This window comes from Aureispira sp. CCB-QB1 (assembly GCF_000724545.1).
In the GTDB taxonomy this organism is placed as follows: Bacteria; Bacteroidota; Bacteroidia; order Chitinophagales; family Saprospiraceae; genus Aureispira.
Map to the genome: position 1 here is coordinate 93670 of NZ_JHBV01000031.1, position 13695 is coordinate 107364.

Genomic DNA, 13695 nt, shown 5'->3' on the forward strand with positions numbered 1-13695 from the left:
AAATGAAACTTATCTTTAGTCTACTTATAATATGGGGCATTGCGACACTAAATGTTGTGGCTCAAAAAAATACCTCAACATCATTTTTATATACTAATGTAACCATTCATATTGGCAATGGAAAAGTAATTGAGAATGGACAAATTGGTGTAACAAACGGAAAAATTGATTTGGTAGAAACGATGGATGCCAAGCCAAGTAGTAAATATGATCGCACAATAGATGGAAACGGGCAGCACGTTTATCCAGGGTTTATTGCTCCTAACACTCGTTTAGGCTTGGAAGAAATCCAAGCTGTTCGCTCAACGATAGATTATCGTGAAGTGGGTAATTTTAATCCTAATATTCGTTCTATTATCGCTTATAATACCGATTCTAAAGTAGTGCCAACGGTTCGTTCCAATGGGGTCTTATTGGCACAAATTGTACCAGAAGGAGGGCGTATTTCTGGGCAGTCTTCTATTGTCTACACACAGGGAGATAACTGGGAAGATGCTACCCTTGCTTTTGATAATTGCGTGCATTTGCGTTGGCCGAATCGAGTTCGTTACACAGGATGGTGGGCGCAAAGAGGACGAACAGAAATGAACAAGGATTACAACAATGGTATGACAGCTACCCGTGTTTATTTTGATGCAGCACAAGCTTATGCACAAAAAACTAGTGTGGAGCAAAAGAATTTGAAGTTTGAAACAATGAAGGCTTTGTTTCAAAAGAAGAAAAAATTAATTGTACATGCTGATGATGCGAAGTCTATGATGGATGCAATTAACCTTTTGCAACCTTATGGAGTCGATTTGGTGATTCAAGGAGGAATAGAAGCTTGGAAGATTGTTGATTTCTTAAAGGAGAAAAATGTGCCTGTTATTTTGGATGATGTACAACAATTACCTCGTAGAGATGATTCGGATATAGATCAACCTTTTAAGACACCAGCAGTATTGCAAGCAAAAGGCGTTAAATTTGCCTTTTCTCTCAATAGACAAGGGAGTTGGAATGTTCGCAATCTTATGTTTCAAGCTGGACAAGCTATTGGGCATGGTTTGGACCAAGAAGCTGCACTAAGCGCATTAACTTTGAATACAGCTGAAATCTTAGGAATTGCAGATCGTGTAGGAAGTTTAGAAACGGGAAAAGATGCTACATTTATAGTTTCAGAAGGCGATGCACTTGATATGCGTACTTCTGTTATAACAGCTGCTTTTATGGCAGGAAATGCAGTAGATTTAGGCAATAAACAAAAGGATTTGTACAATAAGTATATGGAAAAATACGATCTTAAAAAAGAAGAGTAAGCCCTTCTTTTTAGAAGATAAAAGCCTCAGAGTGATAGATTCGCTTTGAGGCTTTTTTTTGAGGCAACCACCAAACTACTATAATAAAACGGTTGAAAAAAACGGTTTTATATAGAATTCTTTAGTTCTTCTAAGAATCCTCGAATGTTTTGCAGGCTTTGGATAGTTTCTTTTTTCTTTTCGTGGAGAGGGCGTTTTTTTAGCTCTTTTTTAGCGCCAGAAATAGTGAATCCTCTTTCTTTTATCAAATGATGTATTTGCAACAACAATTCTTTTTGTTCTGAATTATAAACCAATTGCCCTTCTGCATTGAGTGAAGGACTTAATTTAAAGCTTTTATTCCAAGATTGGAGTGTTTTTTCACTAACACTCAAACCAATTGCCAATTGATGTAGTGTTGACATAGCTATATATTTCTGCTTACTTAAAAATAATTTGTTTTTAGCATCTAAGTAATCGTTCAAAAAAAATAACAAGTACCACGCAGTAGCAGCGCAGCTAAAACAGCCTTCCTTTTTCTTCTTTGATTAGCAAAAAATAATCCCATTTTTTGTTCTTATTTTTTCTGACCTCTTACTTATTATAAAAAAAACCTTCCAAGCCAAAGCTTAGAAGGTTGTACCTATATTCTATATTAAAACCTTTATTCCTGACTTAATCAATAGACATAGCTTGGTTTTCAGCCGTTGCACTTGTTACAAATTCCTTGTACTCTTTAGGACTCAAACCATCTAAACAGAAAGGAAGTGGATTAATTTTTTTGCCTTTGTGAACAACTTCATAGTGAACGTGTGGAGAAGTAGAAGTACCTGTACTACCTACCAAACCAATAATTTCACCTCTTTTCACTTTTTGTCCAACTTTGCATTGAACTTTAGACATATGCCCATAAAGTGTTTGATAACCATAGCCATGGTCGATAACAACATTTCTACCGTATCCAGTCTTTTTGTATTCTACACGGACAACTTTACCATCACCAGTAGCATAGATAGGTGTACCTTTGCGAGCACCAAAATCAATACCAGTGTGCATTTTACGTGTTTTGAAAACAGGATGTGTACGATATCCAAAACCAGAAAGGTGTTGTATTTTTTTCTTTAAATTTCGAATTGGACGAATAGAAGGAATTGATGCAAGCATCTTTTCTTTGTCCTGTGCTTGTTGAATGATTTCGTCTTGAGATTGAGCAGATACAGCCAAACGGTGTCTTAATTTTTCTAACTTTTTGCTAGTTGTAATCAACAGTTCGCTGTCAGAAAGGTTACGCAAGTCAGCATATTTGTCGCTTCCTCCACGTCCTCCATTCCAAATACCTTTATCGGTCGGCTCCATTTCAAGTACTTGACGATAAATTGCATCGTCTCTATCATGAATGTTTTCTAAAGCACTACTCATCATATCTATTTGGTAGTTCATCGCTTCATACTTCTGTTTCATATCTGCCAATTCCTTAGCTTGGCTAGAAGTACTTGTGTTGGGCGATAAAGCGAAAATAAGCGCTGTGTAACCTGCGATACAACCTGTAACCCCTAATATTCGTAGCAATTGATGCTTAAACGGCACGTTGGCTTTTTCGTAGCGTAAGGTATGCTTATTATAGATATACTTTTCTTTTCCCATGAGGATATTAAGTTATTAAAAGGACTAATAATTGTAATTTCGAGAACATTTTGTAGAAATCACAGGGCGAATTTACATACAAATTGGGGAGCTTTCCAAATTTTTGGACAATTTGTTTTGTTTTGACCACTTTGTATATGTTTTGAAAAAAGAAAAATAGTGGGGCTTGTTTTCGATATAATAGTGTTTTGGGGAAATAAAAAATAATTCTATGTGGTAAAATCAATTTTAAATTTGGCAAAAGAAGCAGCTTTGAACATATATTTTACGAGTTAAAATAGAGTTAAAAAAAACTTTACGATAATAAATAGAGCAAAATGAAATTATTTGATAATGAATATAGTTATTTAGAGCCAGTACTATTATATTTGTGCGATTCAAAATTATGATGGGAACTACTTTAAAATATCTTTTGGGATATAACTCAAAGAAACACATCTTTGTTTGTCTGACAATTATAAAATCAAACGCATTTTAAGAAGGAACTTCCTATTTAATATCTTATTTCTAACATTTTAAAAACATGATGACGGTAAAAGAAATTCGCCAAAAGTTTTTGGACTTTTTTGAGAGCAAAGAACACAAGATTGTCCCTTCTGCTCCAATTGTAAATCAGAACGATCCTACCTTGATGTTTATGAACTCAGGGATGGCACAGTTCAAAGATTATTTCCTTGGAAACGAAACTCCTTCGGCGGCCCGTATTGCAGATACTCAAAAATGTTTGAGAGTATCTGGCAAGCACAATGATTTGGAAGATGTAGGGCGCGATAGCTATCATCAAACCATGTTTGAAATGTTGGGCAACTGGTCATTTGGTGATTATTTTAAGGAAGAAGCCATTGCTTGGGCTTGGGAGTTGTTGACCGAAGTCTACAAGATGGATAAGGATCGCTTGTATGTAACTATTTTTGAGGGAGATAAAGAAGATGGTGTAGAAGCTGACGAAGAGGCATTTGAGTTGTGGCAAAAATGGGTGTCCAAGGATAGAATTATTCGTGCTGGTAAAAAAGATAACTTCTGGGAAATGGGAGCGCAAGGTCCTTGTGGTCCTTGTTCTGAGATTCACATTGATATTCGCTCGGACGAAGACCGAGCGAAGGTAGATGGCAAAAGTTTGGTCAATGAAGATCATCCACTGGTTATTGAGATTTGGAACTTAGTTTTCATGCAATTTAATCGTATGGCAGATGGTTCTTTGGTGCCGTTAGCTAACAAATGCATTGACACAGGGATGGGCTTGGAGCGTCTTTGTATGGCTCTACAAGGAAAAACATCTAATTACGATACTGATGCTTTTAGTCCTTTGATTCAGTTGATCGAAAAAGAGTCGGAAATTAAGTATACTAATTCTTATGATAAAAATGCTTACACGGATATTGCGATGCGTGTGATTGCTGATCATGTACGTGCAGTTGCTTTGGTGATTGCAGATGGACAACGTCCTGATAATACAGGAGCAGGTTATGTGGTCCGCCGTGTATTGCGCCGAGCAGTGCGCTATTATTATAGCTTTTTGAACATTCAAAAGCCATTTATTTATCAATTAATCCCAACATTATCCGAATCTTTTGCCGAAGTTTTTCCAGAGGTAAAAGCGCAGCAAAAAATGTTAATGGATACGATCAAAGGGGAGGAAGCTGCGTTCTTAAGAACTTTGGAGCGTGGTCTGAAACTATTTGCAGACTTAGAAGTTAAGAACAAAGAGGTGAGTGGACAAGATGCTTTTGTCTTGTTTGACACTTTTGGTTTTCCTTTTGATTTGACCTGTTTGTTGGCAGAAGAAAAAGGTTGGACGGTTGATGAAAAAGGTTTTGAAGCTGCTTTGGCAGAACAGCGAAAACGTTCTCAAAAAGATGCTCAAAAAGATGTGAGCGATTGGGAAGAAATTTTAGATAATCCTAATGTCGAGTTTGTTGGATATACTGAGCACAAGGCAGAAGCTAAGGTGGTTAAATACCGAAAAGTTGTTGCAAAAGGGAAAGAACAATATCAAATCGTATTGAACAAAACGCCTTTTTATGCTGAAGCCGGTGGGCAAGTTGGCGACACTGGATTGTTGTGGTTTGGAGAAGAAAAAATTCCTGTAATTGATACCAAAAAAGAAAACAATTTAATTGTACATTGGGTCAAAAAACTACCTCAAAACATAGAGCAAAATGTAGTTGCTGAAATCAACCGCACGAAGCGTCAGTTGACAGAGAAAAATCACTCTGTTGCCCATTTGGCGCATGCTGCTTTGCGCCAAGTATTGGGAACACATGTTCAACAGAAGGGCTCTTTTGTTTCATCTGATAAGATGCGTTTTGACTTTTCGCACAGTAGCAAAATGACGGAGGAACAAATTCGAGAAGTGGAGGAAATTGTAAATGCTAAAATTAGAGCAAACATCCCATTGAGAGAGCAACAAAACGTGCCTATTGATGAAGCGCGTGAATCAGGAGCGATGATGTTGTTTGGAGAAAAATATGGCGATGCAGTTCGTATTATTACTTTTGGAGAGGACTTTTCGAAAGAACTTTGTGGCGGTTGCCATGTAAAGGCTACTGGAGAAATCGGTCTATTTAAGATTGTTGCAGAGACTTCTATTGCTTCAGGAATACGTCGTATTGAAGCTTTAACAGGAGCAGAAGCGATGGGATATGTGCAAGACGAGTTGCAACAATTAGCTGCTGTTCGTGCTACCTTAAAAAATCCTAAAGACTTGACGAAGGCGTTGCAAGATTTGTTGGATGCTAACAAGAAGTTGAACAAAGAGTTGGATAAAATGGCAGTTTTAGAAGCGCAATTGGCAAAAGATCAGTTGAAACAGTCGGTGGTTAAAATTGGTGATTTGCACTTCTTGGGAACTACTAGCAATATTACTTCCAAAGACGGTATCAAGCAATTGAATAATAGTTTGAGTCAGGAGTTTGAAAATTTAGTTTTAGTTTTGGGAGGAACCAACAAAGGCAAGGCTTTGTTGACTGTTGCAATGGATAAACAAGTGGTTGATAACTATGGCTTAAGCGCGGGAAATATTATCAAAGCTGTCTCTAAAGAAATCCAAGGCGGTGGTGGTGGACAACCTGTTTTTGCTACCGCAGGAGGAAAAAATCCTGATGGTTTAGAAAAAGCAATTGCATTGGCAAAACAATTAATAGAAGATGCAGCTCAAGTAAAATAGGGCAACGAATTGTAATTTTTTACAATCAATATAAAGAATAATAATACAAGCGTGCTTTCCTGTTGAAGGCACGCTTTTTTATTGTTTTTCTACAACTTTTTGATAATTTTTTTATTAAAAATATTGACAATCAGTGTTTTTTTGACGTATCTTAATAGAACAGCCTATTAGTTTTTTGCACATTAGAAATACTACAATAGTTAGCTGCGCTGCTACTGCATGGTTTAACAGAGAATTGAAGATAGTGTGTTGAATCGTATGTTTTTAAGTCCTAAATCTGCAATGTATAACCATTTCTTAGATCGTTCCCCAATCTAAAAAAAGTTGTCCTATTGTTTAAAATTTCCATCAATGAAGAACGTTTGCTCAATTAGTTTGTTTCTGATAATGGTTTTGTGTGTGCGTAATTATTCAGCAGCTTTGTATGGGCAGAATGGGTATGCATTGAGTGAGGTCGTAGAAATAGGAGACGAACAGGTATTAGGCTTTGCTACCCCAAAATTAGGGCTAGATTTTTTTGGTAATAAATTTTTGAATTTGAGTAATGCTCAACGTTTTTCCTATATCAACCCCAACTCCTCGGAGTTGAGTAAAAACTTGTATAGCCAAAATATAGCTTTGGTATTATTTGCGACGGCAACAAGGGGAAATTCACAGCCAATTTCATTCGAAAAAACAACGTTAAACCCTTACATAACGACCTATATTCCCAGTAGTTCGACCCGTTGGTATGTAGGAGATCGATTGTTTGCTGTAGACAACAGTGCATTTTTCGGTATTGAATTTGATTCTAGTTTTGCATACAAGAGTGGTGTTATACGAATAGGCGATAGTTCCGAAAAAGCGTTTGTTATCTTAGTGAGTCTTAATCCTCCCAAGCGGTAACAGGAATAAGGGGGGATTTTTTATTAAAAAATAAAAAATCAAGTGGTCATTATTAACTCTGTCTATTATTTTAACGTTTATCTTTGTACAAAATTTTTTGAAGTTTATTAGTAAAAGACCAAATGGCAGATTAAGATTACATTGAGTGCATTGTAGAAGGATGACTTGGTGATAGTTCTTAAACCATTATAAAAATAAAAGAGCATGAAGGCAATTGTATGGATTCTATGGTGTAGTTGTATGACCTTTTGGCTGCCTGCTCAGGCGCAACAAAAAATAAAGAAGGGATATGATTTTGAAGATGGCGTATACACCAGTCATCTAGATTTTAAGAACAACAAACCTAGTTTTCCTCTTTATAGGATTCCCTCTTTTGATTATCAATTAGATGGAGAAAAGAACTTGCTGTTTTTATCTGAAGAATCTGTAGCACAATTATCAACATCAGAAATTAAATCCTTAGACAATATTTGGGGCTTGTGCATCAAAGGCAAACCTTATATGAAAGTCAATCCCAAGGGCAAGGACGGAGCTATTTATTTTGTGAGCTATCATATACTAGGACGCATTTGTTATTTGTATTATCCTTCTATAGAGGACAAAGAGGTGGAAATGTTGATTTACAACCCTTATTCTGGAAACCGTGTAGGGGGGCGAAAAATTGTCAATAGAGAACGTGTATTAGTAAAGAAAATAATGCTTTTTGAAACAGGAGAAATAAAAGATTATACCGCAGATAATTTTAAAGCATGGATTCAAGATGATGAACGTTTGATGAAAACCCTCAAGGATATGACAGAGGACGAAGTGCAAGAAAAGTTGTTTAAGACCATCAAAATCTACAACGATCGTCACCCAATCTATGAAGAGTCCTAAAAAAATCCTTAAGACTAGGTTAAAGTATGCTTTTTTGAGTAGTATTTTTTAGCAAGTTATACATGAAACCCCAAATCTTGCGTTTTAGCTTTTAAATTCCCTAGACATTTCTGTATTTTACCTCCATAAAATAAGTTTATCGACAATCGGTAAACTTATTCTATTATAGTATACCTAAGTTTCTCTCAAAACTGTATTTTTGTCTCTTTGACAATAAAATAAGGTAGAAAGGCAAAACCTTGTTTGTGACTTACCCTTTTGTAGATGAATGCCATTATTAAAAAAGGGTAATGAACAGTAAAAACGATTGTTAACAATAGAAGTGAAGTAAATCCTATAAGGAATTATCATTAGTAGAATAAAAACATTATGATTAGCATTTTTAAGAAAGAAGTTAATTTATTTCTGAGTTCATTAATTGGTTACATTGCTATTGGCGTTTTCTTACTAGCAACAGGGTTATTTTTATGGGTTTTTCCTGATTATAGTATTATCAATTATGGATTTTCAGATTTAGGATCTTTTTTTAGAATGGCACCTTATGTCTTTCTTTTTTTGATTCCAGCAATTACCATGCGAACATTTGCAGAGGAAACACAAACAGGAACAATGGAACTGTTAGCAACAAAGCCTATTAGTGATTGGGAAATTATACTAGGAAAATATTTGGCATGTGTATTTCTCGTTTTACTTTCTATTTTACCAACGTTTGTTTATTATTATTCTGTGTATCAACTGGGAATGCCCAAAGGGAATTTGGACATAGGAGCAACTTGGGGATCGTACTTTGGTTTGTTTGGTTTGGGAGCTGTTTTTGTATCTATTGGCATTTTTTGTTCTGCTCTGACCAGCAACCAGATTATTGCTTTTATGCTGGGCTTATTTTTATGTGGCTTTTTCTATGATGCTTTTGCTAGTTTGGCAAGATTGCCACTATTTTACGGAACCAGTGATGCTTTGGTGGAAGGGTTAGGGATTAATTATCACTATGCTTCTGTGAGTAGAGGGGTAATTGATTCTAGAGATGTGGTTTATTTTATTAGTATGATTGTCGCTTTTTTATCTTTTACAAAATTTGCGATAGAGAAACGAAAATGGTAAGCCTCTAAAAGGCATTCAATTAACTGACAACACAGCCCGTTCGATAGTTGGCTAAAATTATTTATTCTAAAACATTTAGCTGACGACTACAAACTAAAAAAGATATAAAATTAATATGCAAAATTCACGCTTTATACAATCATTGGTAAGCCTAGCTTTGGTTTTGGGGATTCTGATATTTGTTAATGTTATTTCTAGTTTTTATTACTCAGATATTGATTTAACAGAAGACAAACGATTTACCCTCAATCCTGCCACCTATGAATTGGTAGAAGAGTTGGAGGAAGTACTAACTATAGAAGTTTTATTAGAAGGTGATTTCCCTTCTTCTTTCAAACGTTTACAAAATGCAACATCGGATTTGTTGAGCAAATTGAGAGGCCATAATTCTTCTATTCAAGTTCGTTGGGTTGACCCAATGAGTGGTACCGAAGAAGAAAATATTGCTAATGGAGAAGCTTTGTCTAAAGATGGCATTTATCCCATTAATCTAACCAATTCGACAAGAGGTGGAAATGTCCGAAAAGCAATGTTGGCGTTTCCTTATGCGGTCATTCGTTATAAACAACAGAAAACTGTGATTCCATTGTTAGAAACCACAGGGGGGTACAACAAGGATTACACAAGAATGGAAGCTATTAACCCCTCTATCAATTTGTTAGAGTATAAATTTGCGAATGCCATTCAAAAGCTGAAAATGAGAAACCGTCCTCGAATGGTTTTGATGACTGGTCATGGCGAATTGCAACGCCCTTGGACGGAGTCTTTGGAGGCTGCTATGTTTAAATACTATGATATAGCTCGGCTTAATCTGGATGATGTGACGTATATTGATACCAATATACATGTTGTTATTATTCCAAAACCAATCCGTCCGTTCCCTCCACAGCATTTGTTTATGATCGACCAATATATGATGAATGGAGGAAATGTAATTTGGTTGGTAGATCCTTTGAATATGGAGGCAGATAGTTTGAAGAGGGCAGGCGTATTTATGCCCAATGAACATAAATTGGACATTAATAATTTCTTATTCAATTATGGTGTACGAATTAACCCTAACTTGGTGTCTGATTGGGAGTGTAGTGTTATCCCTGTTAATGTTAGTCCAACACCAGAAAGACCACAAATCGAATCAAGAAAATGGTTCTACCATCCTAAAGCATATCCGTATGCAACACCGTTAGATGCTCAAGAAACGGGAAGTCATACGATCCAACATCCTATTGTCCAGAATTTAGACTTTGTAGATACCCGTTATCCTGCTAGTATAGATACCATAAAAACGAGTAATTATATTAAAAAAACGCCTTTGTTGAGAAGTTCTCAATATAGCAAAGTGCAGTATCCTCCTGTTCGAGTAAGTATTGATATCATGGACAAAGGCATCACAAAAGATGCGTTCACCAAAGGAAATCAAGATATTGCGGTATTACTAGAAGGTTCGTTTACTTCTTATTACAAAAATAGGGTTTCTCCTGAAATGTTAGCTGGGTTAAAAAAATTGGGACAACCATTTAAAGAGCAGGGTAAACCAGCCAAAATGATTGTTATTGCAGATGGAGATATTGCTAAAAATGCTTTGGATCCAGCCAACAAAAGAAAACCAACTCCATTACCTTTAGGAATAAACCCGTTTGATGGCTATCATTATGGTAATCAAGATTTCTTGATGAATTGCATGGAGTACATGATTGATAATAAGGGAATTATAGCATCAAGGAATAAACAGATTAAACTGCGTCCTTTGGATCAAGAACGAGCTTTTGATGAAAAAATGGCAATTAGTATTAAAAAAATACAACTAATAACATTACCTAAATGGCCAATGATAAACCTTGTTCTGCCTTTATTAGTTTTGATTATTTTTGGGCGATTGTACACCTATGTAAGAAGAAAACGTTTTGGAATTCAAAAGAAAGAAGAAGAATAATTACGTCTAAAAAACAGATATTGAACCATAAAATATCCCTAACATTCTTTTCTATAGTGTTAACTAAAGGTTGTTTTTTAGCTTATTAAGTAATAAATGTCTATTAAAAAATAGAAATTTAGAAATAGATTTCTTTCCTTTGTAGAGTATCCACTTGTTTGGATGCCGAATTTTTATTTTTCTATCAATGTTTTCTAGATGTTCAACCCACAAGAGTTAACTCCAATTAAACGTTGTATTTAAGTGCCATTTTGCACACAAAATTTTTTATTATGGGTACCAATACAGGAACAGTAAAGTTCTTTAACGAAGAAAAAGGCTACGGCTTTATCAAAGATGATAATGACAACACAGATTACTTCGTACATGCCAAAGGTTTGGTAGATGAAATCGCTAAAGATGATCGTGTTTCTTACAATCTTGAAGAGGGAAGAAAAGGAGTGAATGCAGTAGGAGTGAAATTGGTTTAATCCAGTTTTTCTACTGAATAGAAATAAAGAACACGCCTTGTACTATTTTGTGCAAGGCGTTTTTTATTGAATTTTTTTATGCCAATCAAAAAAAGCTCCTCAAAAATTGAGAAGCTTAGTAGTATCATGAACGACCACAAGAGTGGTATTGGTGTAATTGTCTCTTTTATATTTACTCTACACCGCAAAACTTTCGCCACAACCACAGGTTCTAGAAGCATTCGGGTTGGTAAAATGAAACCCTTTACCATCCAAACCTCCAGAAAACTCTAGTGTAGAATCAAACAAGTATAAAAAGCTTTTTAAGTCGGTGACAATCTTGACACCATTGTCCTCAAATACTTGATCTTCTGCTTGTGATTCGTTATCAAAATCCATATTATAAGATAAGCCCGAACAACCACCACTCGTTACACTAACTCTAATAAAGTAGTTGTCGTCCAAGTTTTCATTCTTTGAACGAATATGGTTGATTTGTTCTTTAGCACTATCAGTTACAAATATCATAATAAAGAATTGAAAGTATTTTCAAATGTAAATTTACTCAGCGTTTTTACTTTTGTAATCTTTGATTGCTGATTTGATAGCATCTTCTGCCAAAACAGAACAGTGAATTTTTACAGGAGGCAATTCTAATTCCTCAACAATATCCATATTGTCAATAGAAGAAGCCTCATCCAATGTTTTGCCTTTGAGCCACTCTGTAGCCAAAGAAGAAGAAGCGATGGCAGAACCACAGCCAAATGTTTTGAATTTAGCATCTTTGATAACGCCAGATTCTTCGTCTACTTCAATTTGAAGACGCATAACATCACCACATTCAGGAGCGCCAACAAGTCCAGTACCAACATTTTTTTGGTTTTTGTCTAGGGTACCAACATTTTTAGGTTTCTTGAAGTGGTCTAACAATTTATCAGAATAAGCCATAATTGTATTTATTTTAGTGCTACAAAATGGTGTAGCGAGTGATCAAAATTTATGATTGATAATACGTAGTGATTATCATTAGTGTTCTGCCCATTCTACAGAATCTAGGTCGATACCTTCTTTGTACATTTCCCAGATTGGAGACAGTTCGCGCATATGATTTACACCATTGCGAATCGCTTCGATTGCAAAGTCAATATCTTCCTCGGTTGTAAAACGCCCTAAGCTGATACGAAGAGAAGAGTGCGCCAAATCATCACCCAAGCCCAATGCTTTTAGAACATAAGAAGGCTCTAAAGAGGCAGAGGTACAGGCAGAACCTGAAGAAAGCGCAATATTTTGGTTGAACGTCATCATCAAGCCTTCGCCTTCTACATGTTTAAACGATAGATTTGTCATGTGTGGCATTCTGTATTCAGGATGACCATTAAAGACAACTTCTTCAATTTTCATCAATTCAGTCTCTAGTTTGTCTCTCAATTTAGACAAGCGTTCTGCATCAGCCTCCATTTCTAGTTTACAAAGCTCACAAGCTTTTCCCAAGCCCACAATACCAGGCACATTTAGCGTACCTGAGCGCATGCCACGCTCGTGTCCACCACCATCCATTTGAGCGGTTACTTTTACACGAGGAGCTTTGCGAGATACATATAAAACACCAACACCTTTAGGTCCATACATTTTATGAGCAGAAAATGCCATTAAATGAATGCCCAACTCTTTAACGTTAACAGGAATCTTTCCTACTGCTTGAGTAGCATCTGTCATAAACAACACTTGGTGTTTGACACAAATGTCGCTAATTGCTTTCATTGGTTGAACGACACCAATCTCGTTATTAGCAAACATGATAGACACCAAAATAGTTGTAGGACGAATAGCAGCTTCTAATTCTGCCAAATCGACCAAACCTTGGCGATCCACTTTTAAGTAGGTAATTTCACAACCTTCTTTTTCTAGCTTTTTACAAGTGTCTAAAACAGCTTTATGTTCTGTCTCTAAGGTAATAATATGATTTCCTTTACGCTTGTACATTTCAGCAACTCCCTTGATGGCTAGATTATCTGCTTCAGTTGCACCAGAAGTGAAAATGATTTCACGAGGATCTGCTCCAATCAAATCTGCAATTTGCTCTCTTGCTTTGTCAACAGCTCCTTCGGCAGCCCAACCAAAAGGATGGTTTCTGCTGGCTGCATTTCCAAAATGTTCAGTAAAGTAAGGTATCATAGCCTCAACTACTCTTGGGTCAACTGGAGTTGTGGCGTTATTATCTAAGTAAATTAATTTTTTGTCAGACATTTGTTCTCTATTTGTTATTGTATTTAGATTAAATCTAATCTAGTACAAAAGTAACACTTTTTCAATTGAAAGTGTTCGAGAATAGATCAATTTTTCACGAAGTCTTTAAAAAAAAAATAA

Annotated in this window: 12 protein-coding genes; 7 read left to right on the forward strand and 5 right to left on the reverse strand. The window is 35.9% G+C overall.

What is annotated here, in order from left to right; all coding sequences use genetic code 11:
- Positions 1 to 2: 2 nt before the first annotated feature.
- Positions 3 to 1295 carry an amidohydrolase family protein gene (locus CG11_RS16385; RefSeq protein WP_052597884.1) on the forward strand — a complete coding sequence of 431 codons (1293 nt, stop codon included), beginning with the start codon at positions 3 to 5 and terminating at the stop codon, positions 1293 to 1295.
- 107 nt (positions 1296 to 1402) lie between these two features.
- On the opposite strand, the gene CG11_RS16390 is transcribed toward CG11_RS16385, so the two are convergent.
- Both CG11_RS16390 and CG11_RS16395 read right to left on the reverse strand, forming a co-directional pair.
- On the reverse strand, positions 1403 to 1699 hold the full coding sequence (locus CG11_RS16390) for a MerR family transcriptional regulator (protein ID WP_052597885.1): 297 nt from the start codon (positions 1697 to 1699) through the stop codon (positions 1403 to 1405).
- A 250-nt stretch (positions 1700 to 1949) separates the two neighbouring features.
- Positions 1950 to 2918, reverse strand: coding sequence for a M23 family metallopeptidase (locus CG11_RS16395; protein ID WP_052597886.1), 969 nt, complete (start codon positions 2916 to 2918; stop codon positions 1950 to 1952).
- Between the two features lie 523 nt (positions 2919 to 3441).
- Between CG11_RS16395 and alaS the strand changes: the two genes are divergently transcribed.
- The 6 genes from alaS (at position 3442) to CG11_RS16425 (ending at position 11349) form a co-directional block, all read left to right on the forward strand.
- Complete coding sequence (alaS, locus tag CG11_RS16400; protein ID WP_197043869.1) at positions 3442 to 6084, forward strand: alanine--tRNA ligase; 2643 nt, start codon at positions 3442 to 3444, stop codon at positions 6082 to 6084.
- A gap of 351 nt (positions 6085 to 6435) precedes the next feature.
- On the forward strand, positions 6436 to 6969 hold the full coding sequence (locus CG11_RS16405; protein WP_156039803.1) for a hypothetical protein: 534 nt from the start codon (positions 6436 to 6438) through the stop codon (positions 6967 to 6969).
- A gap of 204 nt (positions 6970 to 7173) precedes the next feature.
- Positions 7174 to 7845: a hypothetical protein gene (locus CG11_RS16410; RefSeq protein ID WP_052597888.1), complete on the forward strand. Its 672-nt coding sequence runs from the start codon at positions 7174 to 7176 to the stop codon at positions 7843 to 7845.
- A 369-nt stretch (positions 7846 to 8214) separates the two neighbouring features.
- Positions 8215 to 8946: a gliding motility-associated ABC transporter permease subunit GldF gene (gene gldF, locus CG11_RS16415; protein ID WP_052597889.1), complete on the forward strand. Its 732-nt coding sequence runs from the start codon at positions 8215 to 8217 to the stop codon at positions 8944 to 8946.
- A gap of 115 nt (positions 8947 to 9061) precedes the next feature.
- The gene (gene gldG / locus CG11_RS16420; RefSeq protein WP_052597890.1) at positions 9062 to 10879 is read left to right on the forward strand and encodes a gliding motility-associated ABC transporter substrate-binding protein GldG; all 1818 of its coding nucleotides are present in this window, start codon (positions 9062 to 9064) and stop codon (positions 10877 to 10879) included.
- Positions 10880 to 11151: 272 nt separating this feature from the next.
- Positions 11152 to 11349, forward strand: a complete 198-nt coding sequence (locus CG11_RS16425) for a cold-shock protein (RefSeq protein WP_052597891.1) — start codon at positions 11152 to 11154, stop codon at positions 11347 to 11349.
- Positions 11350 to 11526: 177 nt separating this feature from the next.
- Here the strand turns inward: CG11_RS16425 and CG11_RS16430 are convergent, their stop codons facing one another.
- The 3 genes from CG11_RS16430 to CG11_RS16440 form a co-directional block, all read right to left on the reverse strand.
- Positions 11527 to 11856: an iron-sulfur cluster assembly accessory protein gene (locus CG11_RS16430; RefSeq protein WP_052597892.1), complete on the reverse strand. Its 330-nt coding sequence runs from the start codon at positions 11854 to 11856 to the stop codon at positions 11527 to 11529.
- 33 nt (positions 11857 to 11889) lie between these two features.
- Positions 11890 to 12276: a Fe-S cluster assembly scaffold IscU gene (gene iscU / locus CG11_RS16435; RefSeq protein ID WP_052597893.1), complete on the reverse strand. Its 387-nt coding sequence runs from the start codon at positions 12274 to 12276 to the stop codon at positions 11890 to 11892.
- 78 nt (positions 12277 to 12354) lie between these two features.
- Positions 12355 to 13575 (reverse strand): IscS subfamily cysteine desulfurase, encoded by a 1221-nt coding sequence (locus CG11_RS16440; RefSeq protein WP_052597894.1) that lies wholly within the window; start codon positions 13573 to 13575, stop codon positions 12355 to 12357.
- Positions 13576 to 13695: the final 120 nt, after the last annotated feature.